The organism is Kribbella sp. NPDC051587, from assembly GCF_044453945.1.
GTDB lineage: Bacteria > Actinomycetota > Actinomycetes > Propionibacteriales > Kribbellaceae > Kribbella.
The window spans coordinates 315,753-336,165 of the sequence record NZ_JBITDE010000008.1 but is presented as its reverse complement, the minus strand read 5'-3'; the positions used below and the strand labels follow the sequence as shown (position 1 = coordinate 336,165).

Annotated in this window: 16 protein-coding genes; 7 read left to right on the top strand and 9 right to left on the bottom strand. The window is 67.9% G+C overall.

What is annotated here, in order from left to right; translation table 11 throughout:
* Positions 1-151: 151 nt before the first annotated feature.
* Positions 152-1,714 carry a DUF5722 domain-containing protein gene (locus tag ACIA49_RS27960; RefSeq protein WP_396380301.1) on the bottom strand — a complete coding sequence of 521 codons (1,563 nt, stop codon included), beginning with the start codon at positions 1,712-1,714 and terminating at the stop codon, positions 152-154.
* A gap of 107 nt (positions 1,715-1,821) precedes the next feature.
* Between ACIA49_RS27960 and ACIA49_RS27955 the strand changes: the two genes are divergently transcribed.
* Positions 1,822-2,712: a MurR/RpiR family transcriptional regulator gene (locus ACIA49_RS27955; protein ID WP_396380300.1), complete on the top strand. Its 891-nt coding sequence runs from the start codon at positions 1,822-1,824 to the stop codon at positions 2,710-2,712.
* A 154-nt stretch (positions 2,713-2,866) separates the two neighbouring features.
* On the opposite strand, the gene ACIA49_RS27950 is transcribed toward ACIA49_RS27955, so the two are convergent.
* Positions 2,867-3,418 carry a hypothetical protein gene (locus ACIA49_RS27950; RefSeq protein ID WP_396380298.1) on the bottom strand — a complete coding sequence of 184 codons (552 nt, stop codon included), beginning with the start codon at positions 3,416-3,418 and terminating at the stop codon, positions 2,867-2,869.
* Between the two features lie 158 nt (positions 3,419-3,576).
* Positions 3,577-4,749 (bottom strand): citrate/2-methylcitrate synthase, encoded by a 1,173-nt coding sequence (locus tag ACIA49_RS27945; RefSeq protein WP_396380297.1) that lies wholly within the window; start codon positions 4,747-4,749, stop codon positions 3,577-3,579.
* 73 nt (positions 4,750-4,822) lie between these two features.
* Here ACIA49_RS27945 and ACIA49_RS27940 point away from each other — a divergent pair, with 73 nt between their 5' ends.
* Entirely contained in the window at positions 4,823-5,962 is a 1,140-nt protein-coding gene (locus tag ACIA49_RS27940) for a citrate/2-methylcitrate synthase (protein ID WP_396380296.1), read from the top strand.
* Here ACIA49_RS27940 and ACIA49_RS27935 read toward each other — a convergent pair.
* On the bottom strand, positions 5,907-7,385 hold the full coding sequence (locus tag ACIA49_RS27935; protein WP_396380295.1) for a flavin-containing monooxygenase: 1,479 nt from the start codon (positions 7,383-7,385) through the stop codon (positions 5,907-5,909). The two genes, ACIA49_RS27940 and ACIA49_RS27935, sit on opposite strands and share 56 nt — an antisense overlap.
* 141 nt (positions 7,386-7,526) lie before the next feature.
* Between ACIA49_RS27935 and ACIA49_RS27930 the strand changes: the two genes are divergently transcribed.
* Complete coding sequence (locus ACIA49_RS27930) at positions 7,527-7,898, top strand: YciI family protein (protein ID WP_396380294.1); 372 nt, start codon at positions 7,527-7,529, stop codon at positions 7,896-7,898.
* Between the two features lie 4 nt (positions 7,899-7,902).
* Complete coding sequence (locus ACIA49_RS27925; protein WP_396380293.1) at positions 7,903-9,126, top strand: RNA polymerase sigma factor; 1,224 nt, start codon at positions 7,903-7,905, stop codon at positions 9,124-9,126.
* Here ACIA49_RS27925 and ACIA49_RS27920 read toward each other — a convergent pair.
* Positions 9,116-9,559, bottom strand: a complete 444-nt coding sequence (locus tag ACIA49_RS27920) for a MerR family transcriptional regulator (RefSeq protein ID WP_396380292.1) — start codon at positions 9,557-9,559, stop codon at positions 9,116-9,118. The genes ACIA49_RS27925 and ACIA49_RS27920 overlap by 11 nt on opposite strands.
* A 23-nt stretch (positions 9,560-9,582) precedes the next feature.
* On the opposite strand from ACIA49_RS27920, the gene ACIA49_RS27915 reads away from it, so the two are divergent.
* Positions 9,583-10,842: an MFS transporter gene (locus tag ACIA49_RS27915; RefSeq protein ID WP_396380291.1), complete on the top strand. Its 1,260-nt coding sequence runs from the start codon at positions 9,583-9,585 to the stop codon at positions 10,840-10,842.
* 1,569 nt (positions 10,843-12,411) lie between these two features.
* Complete coding sequence (locus ACIA49_RS27910; RefSeq protein ID WP_396380290.1) at positions 12,412-13,218, top strand: phosphotransferase family protein; 807 nt, start codon at positions 12,412-12,414, stop codon at positions 13,216-13,218.
* Here ACIA49_RS27910 and ACIA49_RS27905 read toward each other — a convergent pair.
* From ACIA49_RS27905 to ACIA49_RS27895, 3 genes are all read right to left on the bottom strand, one after another.
* Positions 13,211-14,086, bottom strand: coding sequence for an NUDIX hydrolase (locus ACIA49_RS27905; protein ID WP_396380289.1), 876 nt, complete (start codon positions 14,084-14,086; stop codon positions 13,211-13,213). The two genes, ACIA49_RS27910 and ACIA49_RS27905, sit on opposite strands and share 8 nt — an antisense overlap.
* A 10-nt stretch (positions 14,087-14,096) precedes the next feature.
* Positions 14,097-16,331 (bottom strand): 1,4-alpha-glucan branching protein GlgB, encoded by a 2,235-nt coding sequence (gene glgB / locus ACIA49_RS27900; RefSeq protein WP_396380288.1) that lies wholly within the window; start codon positions 16,329-16,331, stop codon positions 14,097-14,099.
* 61 nt (positions 16,332-16,392) lie between these two features.
* The gene (locus ACIA49_RS27895) at positions 16,393-17,040 is read right to left on the bottom strand and encodes a winged helix-turn-helix transcriptional regulator (RefSeq protein ID WP_396380287.1); all 648 of its coding nucleotides are present in this window, start codon (positions 17,038-17,040) and stop codon (positions 16,393-16,395) included.
* Positions 17,041-17,092: 52 nt separating this feature from the next.
* Between ACIA49_RS27895 and ACIA49_RS27890 the strand changes: the two genes are divergently transcribed.
* A complete protein-coding gene (locus ACIA49_RS27890) occupies positions 17,093-17,500 on the top strand; it encodes a DUF1761 domain-containing protein (protein ID WP_396380286.1) in 408 nt (135 codons plus the stop codon).
* Here ACIA49_RS27890 and ACIA49_RS27885 read toward each other — a convergent pair.
* The gene (locus ACIA49_RS27885) at positions 17,497-20,343 is read right to left on the bottom strand and encodes an ATP-binding protein (protein WP_396380285.1); all 2,847 of its coding nucleotides are present in this window, start codon (positions 20,341-20,343) and stop codon (positions 17,497-17,499) included. The two genes, ACIA49_RS27890 and ACIA49_RS27885, sit on opposite strands and share 4 nt — an antisense overlap.
* Positions 20,344-20,413 lie beyond the last annotated feature (70 nt).

The following is a 20,413-nucleotide window of genomic DNA, read 5'->3' as shown; positions in this document are numbered from 1 at the left end:
TGGTTCCTGTTCCTCGACAGCTCAGAAACCTAGGCAGAGAACGGCGTGTGCTCATTCAGGCACGCAACAACACCCACACATACGTCACAAGAGCCCAAATTTCGAGGGGAGAAGGGGCAACTTGAGGGGATCTCCCGTGAAGTGGTCAGGGTTAGGCGGAATGGCCTAGGAGTTGTTCGGTGCGCTGGCCTTCGCAGTTGGGGTCGGGGGAGATGAAGTGGTCGCCGTTCCCTGGGATGTAGCAGCGGTAGATGGGGATGCTGCCGGGGGACGGCGAGGTTCGGGCGTAGCCGACTGGGCCGAGCGGGCGGAGTCCTTCGCAACCGGCGTCGCGGGTCAGCAGGTTGTGACCGCCGACCTGGCATTCGTAGAGCGCGACCGTATCGGCGGCCGGCTCGCGGAGCAGGCGCCAGGTGCGTTCGGCGGCGAAACCGCCGGGCAGGACGCGCGACGAGGCCCAGTGGCCGCGGCTCGCGTTGTAGTCGCGCGTCAATGTTGTGTAGGGCAACTTTTCGAACCCGCAGCTGAGCTGGGGTGGGTTCAGATCGCTGCGGTTGGCCAGCGCCCAGGTCGACCAGGCAGGCTTGGCCGAGCCGTCGGTATTGCGCAGACCGAGGCCCAGGCCGCCGGCCGATTCATCGGGATGATCGACCATCCGGTGATAGACGAAGTTCACGATGCCCGGAGTACCGAGGACGTTGCGGAACACGTTGCAGACAGCCGCCGCCTGCTTGGCCGGTGAGGACGGCGACAGCGAGTTGACGCCGCTCTCAGTGAGTTGCACCTCGGTCGCCGCCGGGGTGTTCGGGAAGGTCTTCTGCAGCCAGCCGAGCAGGACGCCGACATTGCCGTGGGTGATGTACGGGTAGTCGTCCGGACTGACCACGTCGCTGCGCAGATCCTTCGCGTACGGGTGCGCGGCGACGCGCCAGGTGCGTGAACCGACGCGGGCCGCAAGCCCTTGCAGGACTGACATTCCGGCCAGCGTCGCCTCGCTCGCGGCGGGGCGTTCGAGTTCGGTGCCGAACTGATGATCGATCGAGGTCAGTACCTTCGCCGCCGATTGCGCCGCGACGATCCGGTCGTACGCCGCGTTGTAGTTCGCGGCGATCTCGTCGAGCCACCGGGTCTTGTCACACGCGGTGCCCTGACCGCAGCCGATGTCGAACCAGATGTTGCTGTTGACCTCGTTCCCGATCACGAAGTCCGCGATCCGGCCGTGGCCGTGCAGACCGTCGTACCGTTGCGCGATCATGCCGGCGAAACGGCCGTAGTCGGCGGGATTGTTCGGCGTACAGAACTGTTCGAAACCGGGCGCGGCGGGGGAGCAGGGCTTGCCGGCGCGGGCCCAGGCGGGGCTTCCGTAGACGACCGAGGTGACGATCACGCCGCGGTCGGTCCAGTCCTTGATGGCTGCGTCGGTCCGGGCGTCGACGGCGAAACAGCGGCCGTCGTACTCCTGCTCGGTGGCCGCACAGGGCGCCGCTTTGACCGACGGTTCCCAGGACGCCCAGACCAGGTTCATCGCGACGCCGCCGGTGTTGTTGCCGGCGATCTCATCGGGGTTGGCCCAGAAGTCGGGCTGGATCGCCTTGATCCGGTAGGCGTCCCGAGCCGGGTAGGGCAAGCCGGCTTGCGGCGCGGCTGCCGATTGGCCGGGCTGAAGGAGGGCGGCGACGGTCGCCAGGGCGATGACGAGACGGCTCAGCTGCATAAGCCGACGATGGCGGCTGCCCGCGCGGGCGTCGAGCCTTGCGATCACCGCCGAAGACTCGTTGTGAACTCTTGTCAACGTGATGGATCGGTTTGAGAATAATTCACATGAGTCTTGCCGCCGCTGGTCCACCGTCGCCGAGCCTGGAGATGCGGATCCGCGGGCTGCTGCCCGCGCTCACTCCGGCACAGGCCCGGATCGCGGCCGAGGTGCTGCGCGATCCGGCCGGGGTCGCCTCGTCGACGATCGGTCAGCTCGCGGCCCGCTGCGGTACGTCGTTGCCGAGCGTCACGCGGTTCTGTCTCGCGCTCGGCCTTTCCGGGTACGCCGAACTCCGGCTCGGGCTCGCGGCCGAGACCGGCCGCAGCAGCCTGGGCTGGGAACGCGGTACCGGCGCCGAGGTCGATCCCGACGACTCGCTCGACGACGTCCTACACACCCTGCTCCGTGCCGACACCCGAGCACTCGAGGACACCGTCGCGGCACTCGACGTGAACGCCCTCGGCCGCGCCGTACAGGCGATCTCCGACGCCCGCCGTACCGACCTGTACGCCGTCTCCGGCTCAGCGGCAGTCGCCTACGAAATGAGCCTCCGTCTGCACCGCATCGGTCGCGGCGCCAACAGCTGGAGCGATGTCCACAACGCCCTCACCAGCGCCGCCATGCTCGGTCCGGGCGACGTGGCGGTCGGCATCTCGAATAGCGGCGAAACCATCGAGGTCGTCGAGCCACTCACCCGCGCAGCCGCCCAAGGCGCCACGACCGTTGCCCTCACCAACTACCCACGATCCCCCCTGGCCCAGACCGCCGACATCGTCCTGGTCACCGCCGCCCGCGACGTCACCTTCCGCTCCGGCGGCCTAGCCGGCCGCCACGCCCAGATGATCGTCCTCGACGCCCTCTACCTAGGCGTAGCCCAACGCGACTACCCCCTAGCCTCCCAAGCCTTCGAAGCCACCGCCGACGCAGTCGCCACTCACCGCCAGCGGGCAAGGTAATCAACCCCACCCGTGCATTTGGTCCGTGGCGCGAGTGGTCGCGCCCGTCCTTGCTCGGCGGGTGGTGACCCGCCGCCGGCTGCTGACGGGTAGTTGAGCAGTTGGGGTTGCGGGGGATGAGCGGTTGCACAGACGCCGTTTTCTGTGCCTCCGCCTAGCGGGGCGGCCAGACCGTGGGGCGAATCATCACCTTGAGCAGAGGTGAGGAGGGAGACGGCTGGCTTTGCCCGATCTCCTCGTACGCCCATGACTCGTAGAGCGCGTAGACCTTCCCGTCTCCGGCCACCGGGTTGACCATGAGCGTCACGAACGGCTCGACACGTCGCGCCAGGAGCGCATCATGAATCCGTCGAGCCGTTCCGGTCTTGCGCCAGGGCCTCCGGACGCCGATCTCCTTGAGGGCGGCCACCGGGCCGTCGGTGTGCCGGTCCGAAGGCGGCGGGTTCGTGCGTTCCCAGTACCGGTCGCCATGCTCAATGGTGTTCGCGTAGGCGTAGCCGACGGGGAAGCCATCGGAGTACGCGACGACCGCCACAAACCCGGGTTCGGCACCGTGCCTGTCCAGCCTCTCGCCGAACGCTGTCACCGAGTAGTTCGGCAGGTGGAGCAGGTCTGACCGCACGTCGGCGTAGACGTCGAGGAGATCTCCTCGCACGTCGTCGATCGTGGTGAAGGTGCGCAGTTCCAGAGCGGCAGTCGCAGTCATGCAGGATTCCTCCAAGCTCCAGCATGGTCGCTCCGAGTCCGGTCGGAGTTGCCCATCGACGGTTGGTTGCCGGCGGCGGGTACCAGCCACCGGCAAGGGCGGGCGCGACCACTCGAGCCACGGATCAGGTGCACGGGTGGGGTTCGCCACCTGTGAACCTAACTTTTCTCTCCGGTGTAGATGCCGGGGGAGCGGAAGCGGAGGGCGGGGGCGGCGTATTCCTCCAGGGCGTGGGCGGTCCAGCCGACGATGCGCGCCAGGGCGAAGAGGGCTTCGCCGGCGTCGGGGCGGAGGTGGTGGGCGTGCATGACGGCGGCGATCGCTAGGTCGCTGTTGGGGAAGGACTTGGTGCGGTCGGCGATGGTGTGGACCACCTGCATGATCGGGGCGTCGCCGAGGAGGGTGAACAGGACCTCGGCGCGGGGGTCGCGCGTTCGGTAGATGCGGTGACCGAAGCCGGGGATCGGCGTGCCGGTGCGGAGGCGGTCGGACAGGGCGCCTAATGGGTCGTCTTTCGCGCGGTCCAGGAACTCGTAGGCCAGCGTCGGAGCGGCGCCGTGGTACTGACCGTCGAGTGCACCGAGGCCTGCCGACACGACGGCGTACAGGTTGGCTCGGGCGCTGGCGGCCACTCGGGCGGCGACCGTAGAGACGGCCAGGCCGTGGTCGGCGAGCAGGACCAGTACGGCGTCGAGGAGCTCGGGGCGTGGTGGATCGGCGGACTCGGTGGTGGTGAGCTTCGGCCAGAGGCGGGTGCCGGGGCTGGTAGTGGTGGAGCCGGTTGGCCCGGGGAGGGCGGTGATGAGGGTGCCTAGCAGGGTTCGGGCTGCTGTGGTGATGGCGGTGGGCTGGAGATCGAAGCGGAGTGGGTCTGCGGCGCTGAGGGCGGCAACGGCGACCCGGAGTTGGTCGGTGAGGCGGGCAGTGGGTGGGAGCACGGCCATGGCGGCTCGGGCCAGGTCGACCGAGGCGCGGTGGACGGGGAACGAGGGCTGGTCGGTGAGCTCGCCGGTCCAGAGCAGGTGCGCGACTGACTCGAGGGTCCGGGTGGTGGCCAGCTCGGGGACCGAGCGGCCGCGGTAGTAGAGCTCGTCACCGGACTGCAGGGTCAGAGCGGACTCGGTCTCCTCGACGGCTCCGGAGTGTTCGACTGACCGGCTCGCGAGGCGCTCCACGTCGGCGACGGCGAACAGGCTGCCGCGCCGGCCGCGGGCCCGCACGCTCGTCAGCATGCCGCGGCTCACGTAGGCGTAGACCGTCTCCGGTTTCACGCGCAGGCGCCGCGCCACCTGAGACGTCGTCAGGTAATCCTCGTCACCTTCTGCTGTCATCCCCGCTCCATCATGCGCTCATGTTGACTGGATCAATATTGACAATACTTGATTGCCTATCAACCCTGAAGTCATGTCAACGACGATCAATGTTCCGCCCGGTCTCCGCAATGTCGTCGTCACCGAGACGACCCTCGGCGACGTCCGCGGCGATGAAGGGTTCTACCACTACCGGCAGTACTCGGCGATCGATCTCGCCCGGTCGAAGACGTTGGAAGACGTCTGGTTCCTGCTCTTCGAAGGCCGACTGCCGACCGCGGCCGAGCGCGACCAGTTCATCGCCGAGCTCGCACCGCTGCGCGTGCTGCCCGACGAGGTCAGTGCCGTGCTCCCCGCCATCGCCACCGCGGGGCCTACATTTAACCCCCTCGCCGGCCTCCGAACCGCACTTTCCCTCTTAGCGGCCACCAAGAATTTGCCGCCCCTGTGGGATGTCGACGCAGCGAGACGCAAAGCGGACGCGATGCTCGTCTGCGCGGTCACTCCGACCATCCTCGCCGCGCTCTACCGGCTGCGCGAAGGTGAACAGCCCCTCGAGCCCCGCGCCGACCTGACCGCGGCCGCGAACTGGCTTTACCTGGTCACCGACAAGGTACCGACCGCCGTTGAAGCGACCGCCATTGAGCATTACTTGATCTCTACCGTCGATCATGGATTCAACGCGTCAACGTTTACCGCACGCGTCATCACCTCGACCGGCGCCGACCTGGTGGCGGCCATCGCCGGCGCGATCGGTGCCTTCTCCGGCCCCCTGCACGGCGGCGCTCCCGACCGCGCCCTGGCCAGCCTCGACGAGATCGGTACGCCGGACCGCATCGACGACTGGGTTCGCGCCAAGGTCCAGGCCGGCGACCGCATCATGGGCTTCGGCCACGCGGTCTACCGGACCGAGGACCCGCGCTCGCTCATGCTCCGCGACATCGCCCGCGGCATCGGCGGCGACCTCGTCGATTTCGCGACCACGGTCGAGCAGCGCATCGTCGACGTACTGGCTGAGCTCAAGCCCGGCCGCAACCTCTACGCCAACGTCGAGTTCTACGCCGGCGTCGTGATGGAGCTCTGCGGTCTCCCGCGCGCGATGTTCACGCCGACCTTCGCGGTCAGCCGGGTCATCGGCTGGTCGGCCAACATCCTCGAACAGGCCACCGACTCGAAGATCATCCGCCCGAGTGCGCAGTACGTCGGCCCGCCGCCACCGGCTCCCGTCGAGTGAACTTCAGGACCCCGTCCTCGATCGCACCGAAGCGGAAGGTGACCAGGTCACGGGGGTAGTTCTGCCGCAACCGCCAGGGTCCACCAGCGCCCTGGCGGGGGAGGACGTTGGCAGCACGCCGGATGTAGCCCGAGGAGAGGTCGACCACGGGAACCCGAGGAGCGTCGTACTCGGCGGGGTCGATCTCCGGCCGGCAGATGTCGGTGCCGGTGGCGCGCAGGTGGTTGAGCAGCCGCGTGACGAACTGGGAGCTCAGGTCGGAGCGCAGCGTCCAGGAGTTGTTGGTGTAGCCGACGCACCAGGCCAGGTTCGGTACGCCGCTCAGCATCAGCCCGCGGTAGACGAAGGTCTCATTGACCGGCACCGACCGGCCGTCGACGGTGAGCTCGATCTTGCCCAGGGCAACCATCTTCAGACCGGTCGCCGTCACCACCAGGTCGGCCTCGAGTTCCGCGCCGGACTTCAGCAGCAGGCCGGTCGGGGTGAAGCGCTCGATCTCGTCCGTCACCACCGACGCGGTCCCCTTGCGCAGCGCCCGGAACAGATCGGAGTCCGGGACGAGGCAGAGCCGCTGGTCCCACGGCTTGTACGTCGGGATGAAGTGCGGGTCGGCGGGAATCGAGTCCGGCAACTGCTTGGCCGCCATCCGGTTGAGCAACCAGGCGGCGTGGGCCGGGAACTTGCGGAACGCGCTGTAGGTCAGCGTGCTCGTGACGATGTTCTTGGTGCGGATCACGTGATGCGCAAGCTTGTCCGGCAGCAGTCCATGGACGCGATCGGCGAACGCGTCGACCGCGGGCCGCGAGGCGATGTAGCTCGGAGTCCGCTGCAGCATCGTCACGTGGGCCGCTGTGTCAGCCATCGCCGGGACGAGCGTGACGGCGGTCGCGCCGCTGCCGACGATCACCACGCGCTTGCCGGCGTAGTCCAGGTCCTCCGGCCAGTGCTGCGGGTGGATCACCTGCCCCTGGAACTCGGCCTGACCCGGAAAGTCGACGACGTACCCCTGGTCGTAGTCGTAGTAGCCGCTGCAGGTGTAGATGAACGAGCACGTGTACGACGAGTCGTCCGTCTCGACCGTCCACAGCGCGGTCTCCGACGACCAGGACGCACGCAGCACCTTCTGGCCGAACCGGATGTGCTTGTCGATCCCGTACGTCGACGCCGTCTCGTTGACGTACTCCCGGATGTCGGTCCCGTCCGCGATCGCCTTCCCCGCCCACGAGTGGAACGGGAAGCCGAGCGTGAACATGTCCGAGTCCGACCGGATCCCCGGATAGCGGAACAGGTCCCACGTCCCGCCGATCGCGTCGCGGGCCTCGAGGATCGCGTACGACCGGTCCGGGGCCTGCGTCTGCAACCGGTACGCCGCGCCGATCCCGGACAGGCCGGCGCCGACGATCAGGACGTCGAAGTGCTCCATGCGTTCCTCCTGGGGCGGAAGGGGCTTGTTGAGTATCCACTCAACAGTAGCGCGAAAACTTCCGCAACGGTGCTGTCGATTCCCCTCGGCCCCGATCGTCAGCAAGATGATCACTAGCAAGCCGAGACAAGGGAGCCCGAGATGGCGCAGTACATGTTCCTGCTCTTCGACAGCGAGGAGTGGTACGACAACATCACCGCGGAGGAGTGGCAGTCGACGATGAAGCTGCACAACGCCTTCGCGGAGGCGGTCGAGGCGGCGGGGGCCAGCATCCTCGGTGGCGCGGCGCTGGAGCGGTCCGGTACGGCGAGCACCGTCAAGCAGCGTGAGGGGGCGGAGCCGCTGGTCACCGACGGTCCGTTCATCGAGACGAAGGAGGCCCTCGGCGGCTTCTACCTGATCGAGGCCCGCGACCTGGACCAGGCGCTCGAGCTGGCCAAGCAGTGCCCGTCCGGCAACGTCGAGGTCCGTCCGGTGATGGACACGTCGGCCGAAGCCGCGCCGCCTGCGTGAGTTGATGGCAAACCACCCGCGCATGGTCGCTGCGGCGGTCGAGCGGGCGCACCGGGAGAGCTGGTCGACTGTGCTCGCCTCGGTGGTTCGGCTGACCCGGGATCTCGATCTGGCCGAGGACTGCACGCAGGACGCCTTCGTCCAAGCGCTGCGGACCTGGCCGGACGAGATCCCGGTCAACCCGGGCGGCTGGCTGACCACGGTCGCGCGGCGGCTCGCCCTCGACCGGCTGCGGCGCGAGACCACGCTCCGGCGGAAGCTGCCGTTGCTGATCGAGGAGCCGGGCGAGGTCGAGCAACCGACCGACCCGCTGCGCCTGGTCTTCACCTGCTGCCACCCGGCGCTGGCGCAGGAGTCCCAGGTGGCGCTGACGCTGCGGCTGATCTGCGGCCTGACCACTCGCGAGGTCGCGGCCGGGCTGCTGATCAGCGAGGCGACGGCCGCGGCACGCATCACCCGAGCCAAGAAGAAGATCGCGGCCGCCGGCATCCCGTACCGGATCCCGGCCGACCACGAGCTCGCGGCGCGGCTCGACGCTGTCCTCACCGTGGTCCACCTGGTCTACACAGCCGGCCATGTCGCGGCCGGTCCGGAGCTGACCCGCACGGAGCTCACCAGGCGAGCGATCGAGCTCGCGGGTCTGCTCGTCCGGCTGATGCCAACCGAGACCGAGCCTGAGGCGCTGCTCGCCCTCCTCCTGATGACCGAGGCGCGCGGCGATGCCCGGCTGAGCGTGGACGGCGAACTCGTCCTGCTTGCGGATCAGGACCGCTCCCGCTGGGACGTGAAGATGCTGGCCGAAGGCGTCTCGCGAGCCACCGCGGCGCTGCTGCGCGGACACGGCCGCTTCGCCTTGCAGGCGGCGGTCGCGGGCCTGCACGTCACCGCGCCGTCCTGGGAAAAGACCGATTGGCGGCAGGTCGTCCGGATGTACGACGCCATGATGATCAGCTGGCCGACCCCGATCGTCGCCCTCAACCGGGCCGCCGCCCGCAGCCTCGTCCCCGGCGCCGATCTCGATCAGGTGCTCGCGGAGCTAGATGCCCTAGGCAACGAGATGGCGCTGCGTTCCTACGCCTACCTGCCCGCCACGCGCGCCGACGTACTGGCTCGTTTGAACCGGCCCGAAGAAGCTGCGGTCGCCTATGAGCAGGCGATGGAACTCACCAGCAACGAAGCGGAACGCCGTTTCCTGGTACGACGTCGCTCGGAGCTGGTCAGCCCGTAGGCCCGGGAAACCAGACGGTGTCGGCGGTCCCGGCCTCGAGACGGCCGCGGTACACGTCGATCTTGTGGTCGATGAGCTCGAGGTTCTCCTGGAGCTCCGCGAGTTTGGTGAGCACCTCCGCGCGATGCGACTCGAGCAGCGCGAGGCGCGCCTTCTCGTTACCTCTGCCGGCCAGGACCAGGTCGGCGTACTCGCGGATGACGCGGATCGGCATGCCAGTCGCCCGCAGGCGCGTGCACATGCTGATCCAGCGGAGATCGAGATCGCGGTACCTCCGCCGGCCGCCGCTGGTCCGATCGACGTCGGTGATCACGAGACCCGCGCGTTCGTAGTACCGGAGGGTGTGGACGCTGACGCCGGTCCGCTCGGCGGCCTCGGCGATACTCACTCCGGCTTCGGGGACGGGCTGGGAGGAAAGCTTGACTTCGAGCACGCTCTAAATCCTAGGTTCGAGGAATGAGAGCTTCAACGCGACAGCGGCTGGTTCTGGCCATCTGCTGCCTGAGCATCATCATTTCGCTGATGGACGTCTCGATCGTCAACGTCGCCCTGCCGTCCATCCACAGCGACCTCGGTACGTCGATGAGTGGGCTGCAGTGGACTGTCGACGCCTACACCCTGGTACTCGCCGTGCTCCTCCCACTCGCGGGCTCCACCGCCGACCGGATCGGTCGGCGGCGGATCTTCCAGCTCGGCCTGATCGTCTTCGGACTCGGCTCACTCGCGTGCAGTCTGGCGCCCGGAATCGGCTGGCTGGTCGCGGCCCGCGCCGTACAGGCGGTCGGTGGGACGATGCTCAACCCGGTCGCGATGGCGATCGTCGTCACCACCTTCCCGGAGCGGGCCGAGCGCGCCAAGGCGATCGGCGTCTTCGCCTCGATGTCCGGCCTTGCGTTCGCACTGGGCCCGATCCTCGGCGGCGCGCTCGTCGCCACCTGGGGTTGGCGGTCGATCTTCTGGGTCAACCTGCCGATCGTCGTGATCGCCGTCGTCTGTACCCAACTGTTCGTCCCCGAGAGCCGCGCCGACGCCGCCCGCCGCTTCGACCCGATCGGCCAGCTCCTCCTGGTGCTCACCCTCGGTTCGCTGGTCGCCGCGATCATCGAGTCCGGCCGCTGGAGTACGCCGACGACCGCCGGCCTCCTGGTCTTCACAGCACTGGCCGCGACTGCACTGGTCGCGTACGAACGCCGCCGTACCGAGCCGTTGCTCGAACTGCGGCTGTTCCGCAGCCTCCGCTTCAGCTCCGCGCTGGTGATCGCCGTCGTCGCGTACTGCTGTTTCGGCGCCTACCTCTTCGTCACCACGCTCTACCTGCAGAACGTCCGCGGCGTCTCCGCACTCGCGGCCGGACTCACGCTCCTGCCGATCGGAGTCGCGATTCTGATCATCTCCCCGTACGCCGGCCGCATGGTGTCCGCGCGCGGACCACGCCTCCCGTTGCTGATCGCGGGCTCCGCATTAGTGGTGAGCGCCCTGGCCTCGTTCACCATCGGGGCAACCACTCCACTCCCGATCCTGCTCGGCATCTACCTGCTGTTCGGCATCTTCGTCGGCATGATCAACCCACCCCTGGTCAACACCGCCGTCTCAGAGATGCCCACCGACATGGCCGGCCTCGCCGCCTCGATGGTCTCCACCGGCCGCCAGGTCGGCATCACCCTCGGCGTAGCCCTCGCCGGAACCGTCATCGCCTCAACCCCCTTGGCCGGATGATCAGCCGACCCCCGACCGCCCCCAGCGCGGTCATTGCGCGCCGCTCCGTCTGCGGCTGGTCCGGTACGACGTTTGGTCGCACGCCGCTCCGCCTTCGCCGCTCCGCTTCCGTCAATTTGAACGGATAACCCCGCAAGTGGTCCCTTCTCCCCTGGAAATTCGAGGGGAGAAGGGACCATTTCAGGGGATATCCGGTCAAATGCATCAGGGGATGCGGGCGGGGGCGGGGGTGCTGTCCGGTACGGCGGGTGGTTGCTCGCCATTCCGTCTGCGGCCGGGGATGTGGGTTTGTGGTTGCTCGCCGCTGCGGCCGATTTACAGTGGCGGGTGGCTGGGCTCGGCGCGGGGCTGAGGGGGATGGTGCGGTCGGCGACCGCGTGTCTGTCGCTTGAGCTTCCGGGCTGTGGCTGAGGCCCAAGATCCGCGCCGAGTAGATGGTTCGGTCGCTATGTGGACACAACGTTCCAGCCTGCGATCGGGGTCGACCGGCCGGGGCGTGTTTCGCGTTATGGGTGAACTTTTCGGGTCTCTGCGCCGAAAAGTTACCGGTAACGAGCAGGCGGACCTCAGTGCGGGCGTGGGTCGCGCTAATTGGGTGGGTTGTGGGGACTCGGTGACGAAAATCCACCACTTAGCGAGGGGGCCAGTACTCCCCGCGACCCCTGCGGCTGCCATTTGGTGGGTTAGCCCATGAGGTGGTGGGTTCTGGACTCGTATGCGGGTGTAGAACCCACAAGCTGGTGGGTGAACCCATCAAATGAGGATGGCCGGTGAGGGCCTGTGGGGGTGGGAGTACTCCCGGCAGCCCCTGCGGCTGCCATTTGGTGGGTTAGCCCATGAGGTGGGGGGTTCTGGGCTCGTATGCGGGTGCAGAACCCACAAGTTGATGGGTGTACCCATCAAATGGGGGATGGCCGGTGAGGGCCTGTGGGGGTGGGAGTACTCCCGGCAGCCCCTGCGGCTGCCATTTGGTGGGTTAGCCCGTGAGGTGGTGGGTTCTGGGCTCGTATGCGGGTGTAGAACCCACAAGTTGATGGGTGTACCCATTAAATGGGGATGGCTGGTGAGGGTTGCCGGGTGCGGGGGTACTCCCGGCGATCCCTGTGGCCGTCATTTGGTGGGTTAGCCCGTGAGGTGGTGGGTTCTGGACTCGTATGCGGGTGTAGAACCCACAAGTTGATGGGTGAACCCATCAAATGGGGATCGGGGGGAGGGCCTGTGGGAAGAACGTTCGCCAGGGTGGGTCATTTTGCAGGCATGCTCGCTACCGGCGGCAACCGAAACCCGGGAAGCTCAGGCGACGGGAACTGTGGTCGCTGACGGGTCCGTCTCCCTCAGCCACGCACCGGGCGCCGGCCACCCGTCACTGTAAATCGGCCGCAGCGGCGGGCAACTACGAACCCACGCTCCCGGCCGCAGATGGAATGGCGAGCAACCACACACGCCGTACCAGACCAGCCGCAGTTGGAGCGGCGAGCAACCACCTCGCCGTACCGACCAGGCCCGCAGACGAGGCACACGCAGGTTATTGGCTCGACCCGCGTCGTTCGCTGGGGCAGAGTGCACGCCATGGAGCTGATCGGCCAGGGGATGGAAGGCGCCGTCTACGATCTGGGGGACGGGCTTGTGCGGAAGGTGTGGTTCGACCGGCGGCCCGATGATGTCCGTCCGTTGCAGGCGTTCCTTGACGAGGTACCGCCGCTCCCGTTCCGGACGCCGCGGATTCGGGCGATCGTTGCTGGGGACAACGGACTGGCGGTCACTGATGAGGACAAGCTGACCGGTACGCCGTTCGACCGGACCGACCCCGAGGTGTTCGTGAAGGTGGTCCAGGCGCTGGCCACGACGACAGCGGGCCCGGCGAGCAAGGCGCTTCCCGTGTTGAACCAGGCGTTCTGGCAGGGCTCCTGGGGTGAGTCGCTCGCCGCGCTGGTACGGCGGCGCGCACAAGCGTCGTACCGGCATCTGGAGCGTGATGTCACCAACTTCCCAGCCGTGCTCGACGACGTCACACGCCGCCTCGCGTCCATCGAGCTGGATCACCTGAGCATCGTTCACGGCGACATCTGCCCACCCAACCTCCTGATGGACGGGTCCCGCCCCGCAGCACTGCTCGACTGGGGCTTCTTCTCCACTGCCGGCGACAACACCTTCGACGCGGCCCTGGCCGCCGGCTTTTACGACATGTACGGCGCGGACGCCCGCGAACGCGATACCGAACTACTCGACCGCTTCGAGGCACTCGGCCACGACCGCGACCGCATGCACCTGTACCGCCTGGCCTACGCGATCATCACCGCCACCGTGTACGACGAGAACGCGGGCGACGGCCACTACGCCTGGTGCGTCGCCGACCTCAACAGACTCTCTAGGTGATGGGCGTGCCGTTGCTGAGGTTGTGGAGTTGGGCGGGGGCGCTCAGAACCAGGGGGAGGCGGCGGGCGTTGAGGGGGGAGACTAGGCTGGCCAGGGCGTCGGGGGAGTGCCAGGAGAGGGCGAGGATCTCGTGGCCGTCGGGGTGCAGGGTCTCGAGGAGAGACGGGTCGTGGACGCCGCCGTCGTACAGGATCTCGATGGCGTCGCCCCAGCCTTCCCAGCGGGGGAGCCAGTCGATGGCGAGGACGCCGAGGAGGGGGAGGGCGGTGCCGAGCTCCTCCTCCATTTCGCGGGCGGCGCCGGTGGCGGGGTCTTCGTCGGGTTCGACGACGCCGCCGGGGAGTTCGAGGTCCTGTTTGTAGCTGACCTGGCAGAGCAGCACGCGACCGCGAGTGTCCCGTACGACGACGTGGGCGATCACGCGCTTCTTCGGAAGGGTCGAGTCCATCAGGGTGGTCCAGCCGAGGACCGAATCGGGGCGCGGGTCGTCGCTGCGCATGCCGTAGACGATGACGTCGCGCCGCTCACCATCGACGAGGGCAGCGCCGCGCAGGAGACCTTCGCGGCGGAACCCGGCCCGGATCGCGACCCGCATCGAGGGCGGCAGCGATGGGTCGGCCTCGATCTGCAGGCGATCGAAGCCGAGCTCAGCGAAGGCGTACTCCGACACCAGTCGGACGCTCGGAATCGCGACCCCGATGCCGCCCTCCAGCGCCCAGACGACCAAACCGGCGCCGGGCGTTGTCCGCCGTACCTCCACTGTGCCGAGCGGGCTTCCGTTCTCGACTTCGAAGGTGACCACCTGCTCGTCCTGTGTGGACAGGGTCAGCGTCAGGTCACCATCGGTCAGCGGCTGTACGGCGGTCACTCCACGAACGCTACCCGTCGTACCGCAAGTACACGGTGGCGAGGGGCGGTACGGACAGCACCGTGCTGCTCGACATCCCGTGCCACTCCGGGCCGTCGGCCTGGACCGCGCCGAAGTTGCCGACCCCGGAACCGCCGTAGTTGCCGGCGTCGGTGTTGATCACCTCGGACCAGGTCCCGGCGAACGGCAGGCCGAGCTGGTAGCCGTGGTGCGGGAGCGCCGAGAAGTTCGCGATGCAGGCGACCGTCGGTTCACCCTCGGCGCCGAAGCGGACGAACGAGAACACGTTGTTGCCGGCGTCGTTGGCGTCGATCCAGCTGAACTTCTCCGGCGCGTGGTCGGTACCCCACAACGCCGCCGTGTCGCGGTAGACGCCGTTCAGGTCGCGGACGAGCTGCTGCAGACCGCGGTGGTTCTCGTGGTCCAGCAGCCACCAGTCGAGCTCGCCCTTCTCGGACCACTCCGACTCCTGGCCGAACTCGCAACCCATGAACAGCAGTTGCTTGCCGGGGTGCGCCCACATCATCGCCAGGTACGCGCGCAGGTTCGCCAGCTGCTGCCAGCGGTCGCCCGGCATCTTGCGCAGCAGCGAGCCCTTGCCGTGCACGACCTCGTCGTGGGACAGCGGGAGAACGAAGTTCTCCGAGTAGGCGTACATCATCGAGAACGTCAGCTCGTGGTGGTGGTACTGGCGATGCACCGGCTCGTGCTCCAGGTAGCGGAGCGAGTCGTTCATCCAGCCCATGTTCCACTTGAAGCCGAAGCCGAGTCCACCGAGGTGGGTGTCACGGGTGACGCCGGGCCACGACGTCGACTCCTCGGCGACCGTGATCACGCCGGGCACGCGCTTGTAGAGCGTCGCGTTCATCTCCTGGAGGAACGACACCGCCTCCAGGTTCTCGCGGCCGCCGTACTGGTTGGGGACCCACTGGCCCTCCTGGCGCGAGTAGTCCAGGTAGAGCATCGAGGCGACCGCGTCCACGCGCAGGCCGTCGATGTGGAACTCCTCGGCCCAGTAGATCGCGTTGGCGACCAGGAAGTTGCGCACCTGCGGGCGGCCGAAGTCGAAGACCAGCGTGCCCCAGTCGGGCTGCTCGCCGCGCCGCGGATCCGGGTGCTCGTAGAGCGGCGTCCCGTCGAAGCGGGCCAGCGCCCACGCATCCTTCGGGAAGTGCGCCGGCACCCAGTCCACCAGTACGCCGATGCCTGCCTGGTGCAGCTTGTCGACCAGGAACCGGCAGTCGTCGGGATCGCCGAACCGCGAGGTCGGCGCGAAGTACGACGTCACCTGGTAGCCCCAGGAACCGCCGAACGGGTGCTCCATCACCGGCATGAACTCGACGTGGGTGAAGCCCATATCGTTGACGTAGGCAACGAGTTCGTCGGCCAGCTCACGGTACGTCTTGCCCTTGCGCCACGACCCCAGGTGCACCTCGTAGACGCTCATCGGTGCGGCGTAGGCGTGGGTCGCGGCGCGCTTCTCCAGCCAGGCCGCGTCCTCCCACTCGTACGACGACTCGTGCACGACCGACGCGTTGGCCGGCGGCACCTCGGCGAGGTTCGCCATCGGGTCGGCCTTCTGCCGCCAGACGCCGTCCCGGCCGCAGATGTCGAACTTGTACCGCGTGCCCGGGCCGATGCCCGGCACGAACAGTTCCCATACCCCTGACGAGCCCAGCGAACGCAGCGGATGTGCGCGGCCGTCCCAGAAGTTGAAGTCGGCGGTCAGCCGGATGCCTTGCGCGTTCGGTGCCCACACGGCGAACGACGTCCCGGTGACAGCACCCGTCGGACCGTCGTACCGGCGGACGTGCGCGCCGAGCACGGTCCACAGCTGCTCGTGCCGGCCCTCGCCGATCAGGTGCAGGTCGACCTCGCCGAGCGACGGCAGATAGCGGTACGGATCGTCGACCTCGACCGCGGGACCATCGGTGTAGCTCACCTCGAGCCGGTAGTCCGGCACCTTGTCGATGCTCAGTACACCGACCCAGATGCCGTCGAACTCGTGCCGCAGCGGCAGCCGCTTCCCGTCGTACAGGACCACGACCGAGCTCGCGAACGGACGCAGCACCCGCACCGTGACCCCATGCTCGCCGACATGCGGCCCGAGCACCTGATGCGGGTCATGGAAGGTTCCACCAACCACCCGCTCCAAAACGGTCCGGTCCACCGGAACTGCTGTCACCACAGGCTCCTCGGCCGCCACCACCGGCTGCTCCATGGCTTCGCTCTCACTCGATCCCATGCACCCCATCCTGCCCGATCGAAACCCCATTCACTGCACCCCGTACCCGACAAGTCGCGAGCTACACAGTTGCTGGTCGCGGAAAAGCCTTGTGGAGGATCTGGGCGTTGCCTTGGAGGTGTCCTGCGGCGAGGGCTTGGTCGACTGTCAGTGCTCCGGTAGCGAGGCCGACGACGGTGTCCGGTGTGGCCGTCAGGATGGTGTCGGGGCGGTGGGCGGGGTCGAGATCCGCACGGGCGTACTTCTTGCCCAGGTGTACGACGATGAGGGCGCCGTCGATGTCGAACCCGAACTCCAGTGCGGGATCCGCGGTCGCGTCGCGCAGTAGTGCAGGCAATGCCTGGGCCAGCCAGCGGGGCTGGAACGCATCACCGTTGCGTCCTGTCGCCAAGAGTGGTGCGCCCCATCTGCCCAGCGCTTCCATCGGCTCGCGTAGTTCCGCGCCCCTTGGGGTGAGCGCGTAGTGGACGCCCGTCCCGGCAAGTTGTCGCTCGACGATCCCGTTCTCTTCCAGGACTCGTAGTCGGTCCGCCAAGAGGTTGGTCGCGATGCCGGCAAGGGAGGTCTTCAGTTCGTTGTAGCGCATCGGTCCGCAGAGCAGATCGCGCACGATCAGCAGATTCCAGCGGTCGCCGATGACGTCCAGGGCGCGGGCAAGTCCGCAGAACTGTCCGTACGAACGATGGGGGGCACGCTTGACTTTGTCCATCGAGGTTGATTTTATCAACCATCTGCTCGTTGGGCAATCAAGGAGTGATGCCGTGGAGATCGACTGGCTGGGGGCTGTGCTTGCGCTGGTCGCGGGCATGGTGGTGGCGATGGCTTGGTACAGCAAGCGCGGCTTCGGGCTTGTCTGGTGGAGGTTGACCGGGATCACGCCGGAGCAGTCGAAGCAGGCCAGTCCGCGAAATCTGGTTCAGCTGCTCGTCGCGAACGGCGTGACGGCGGTCGGGCTGGCAGCGGCAGTCGGTACGACGGCAAAGGCGACTGGTGATGACGGGGTGTGGCTGGCGTTGCTGGTCGGTCTCGTGGCCTGGTTGGCGTTCTCGGCGAGCACACTGCTCCAGCACAATGCGTTCGAGCTGAAACCGCCGAAGCTGACCCTCATCAACAGCAGCTACCAGTTGGTGCTGTTTCTCGCGATGTCGCTGGTGATCGGGCTGCTCTAGCCCAGGGCCTCGCGGACTTCGGTGAGGCGGGCGGCGTAGCGGGGCCAGCCGAAGCCGGTGCGGGTGTAGGCGATGGTGGTGTCGTTGACGAGGGTGGTGGCGCGGGGGCGGTCGTCTTGGGCGAGGGCCAGGGCGGCGGCTATGGCGCGGGCTGCGAGCCAGGAGGTGCTGTGAGCCGGAGCCTCGGCGAAGACGGCGTCGAGGAGGGCTGCTGCTTCGTCGAGTTCGTCTTGGCGGACGAGGACGTCGGCCAGGTCGATGTAGGCGTGGCTGACGCCGCTGTCGTCGGCGAGGGCGTATTCGACCGCGGAGCGAAGATGCTTCTCGGCTTCGTCGAGGTCGTCGCGGGCGACGGCGGCCAGGCCACGGATGACGTCGTTCAGCGGGAGGATCTGGCGATCGTCCAAACGTCGGGCGTAGTGGTCGGACTCGTTGGCTGCTTTGAGGGCTTCGTCCCAGCGCTCGAGGCCGACCAGGGCTCCGGCGAGATTGCTCAGGCCGCGCGACAACCCGTGTTCGTCGCCGTACTCACGGTCGGCGCCGATGCAGGACTCGTAGCACTCCAGCGCGCGCTCGGACTGACCGGCGTACACGTACAACGTGCCGAGGGCATCGGTGAACGCCGACAGCCGTCGTTCGTGTTCCGATGACGACCGGGCCAACGCCTGGCCGGTCAGGATCGGGGTGAAGGCGTCCAGGAGTCGGCCGCGCTCGATCTCGACGATGCTGCGGTAGTAGAGCGCGGTCAGTGTCAGTGTCTCGTCGTCCTGGTGTGGCGCGAGTCGCTCGGCCTCGGTCAGCAACTCCGCGGCCTGATCGAACCGGCCACGCATCGTCAGCACGAAACCGTGGTTGCACAACGCGGTCAGCCGCTCGGACGTCGTCGCACCGGGTGCATCGGTCAACGCGTCGTAATGCCGAGCTGCCTCGGCGAACCAGCCACGGATCAACCACGGGGTGTGCATCGCGAGGGCGAGTCGCAGGCCGCTTGCGGCGAGCTCTGTGCCGGCCGCACGATCGAGTACGTCGAGCAGATTCAGCCACTCGGCGAAGACCTCGTTGAGCGCATCGGCGTTCGCGAAGTCGCCACTGTTGTGGCCGGTGGTCTGTACGTAGCTCAGCGCCCACTCCAGCTCGGCACTCCGCACGCTCTCGGTCTCACCGGCCTCGTCGAGCTTCGTCAACGCGTAGTCGCGCACTGTCTCCAGCAGCCGGAAGCGACGCCCGTTGACGGCCTCGACCGTCAGCAGGCTCCGGTCCGCCAACTCGGTGAGGGCCGGCGCGACGTCACGCGGATCAAGCGCGACCTGCTCCGCGGCCTCGAGAGTGAATCCGCCGGCAAAGACCGCAACACGACGCAGTACGGCGCGCTCCGCATCGCCGAGCAGTTGGTGACTCCAGTCCAGTGCCGCGACCAGGCTGGTATGACGGGCCTGCGAATCCCGACCGCCGGCGACGAGCAACCGCATCCGGTCGGTGAGCCGTTTCGCCAACTGCGGCACGGTCAGCGTGCGGGTGAGACCAGCGGCCAACTCGATCCCGAGCGGGAATCGGTCGACCGCCGTACAGATTGCGGCGACCTGTTCGGGATCGGCGCCCTGGGCATCGATCGCGCAACGCTCCGTGAACAGCTGGGCCGCCGCGAGCGCGTCCAGTGGTCGCATCGGCCGAACCTCTTCGGCCTCCAGTTGGAGCGGGCGCTGCGACGTCACCAGGACGGTCAGGCCGGGCGCGCGTCGTACCAGGGCGGCCACGATATCGGCGACCTGCTCGACCACATGCTCGGCGTTGTCGATGACCAGCACCGAACCGTCGAGCGAGGCCGCGGCAGCGCCGATCGGATCGTTGCCGCTGGCGTCTTCTCCCGCAATCGCTTCCAGTACGGCGGTTTCGCGGGTCAGCGGCGCCAGCTCGACGAGCCGGACCGGGCGATCGGTCACGGACCTGGCCGCCTCGAACGACAACCGCGACTTGCCACTGCCCGGGCCGCCGGTCAGCGTGACTACGCCGGGGCGGCCGAGCCGCTCGGTCAGCCAGGCCAGCTCCGCCTGGCGTCCGACGAAGCTCGTCAGGGGCGACGGCAGGTCGGCAACCGCGCCGGCGGGTGCCGCCGTACTGCGGGTGGCCGAGCTCGCTGCCGGTGATTCGGATGCCGTAGGCAACAGAGTTGGATCCTGCCGGAGTAGCCGCAGCTCCATCGCCGCGGTGTCCGGCGCCGGGTCCACGCCGAGCTCATCGGCCAGCCGGTTGCGAAGCTTCGCCAACCGGCTGAGCGCATCCGCTTGGCGGCCGGTCCGGTAGAGCGCGAGCGCCAGCAGGCACCACAGCCGTTCGTGCAAAGGGTTCTCGGCGGCGAGCGCCTCCAGCTCACGGGCCGCCTCGGCCGCGTGGCCGAGTGACAACTCCGCATCGAGCAACTCCACCTGCAGCGTCAGCTTCCACGCATCCAGTTGCTCGCCCTCGGCAACGGCGTACGGGATGGTGCGCAGGTCGGCGAGCGACGGGCCGCGCCACAGATCAAGCGCCTCCTGCGCGGCCGTCTTGACGGCCAGACGATCACCAGCCCGTACGGCGAGGTGCATCCGCTCGGCGGCCGCCCGGGCCTCGGTCAAGTCACTCAGATCGGCGGCCAACGCGTAGCCGCCGTTGACGCGCGTCAGCGAATCGGGGGAGTCGATCGCAGCCCGGAGCCGGGAGGCGAGAACCCGCAGCCGCTCGGTCGGACGCGCCAGATCGACGTCACCCCAGAGATCCGCGGCCAGTCGGTGATCAGGGACCGACATGCCACCGGCCAACGCCAGCCGCACCAGCAACGCCCGCTCCAGCGGCCGGTCCACAGCCACGGCCCTGCCCCCGAGCCGGACGGCCAGAGGCCCGAGCACAAGCACCTCTAGCGGCGGAGCGGGGGGCATA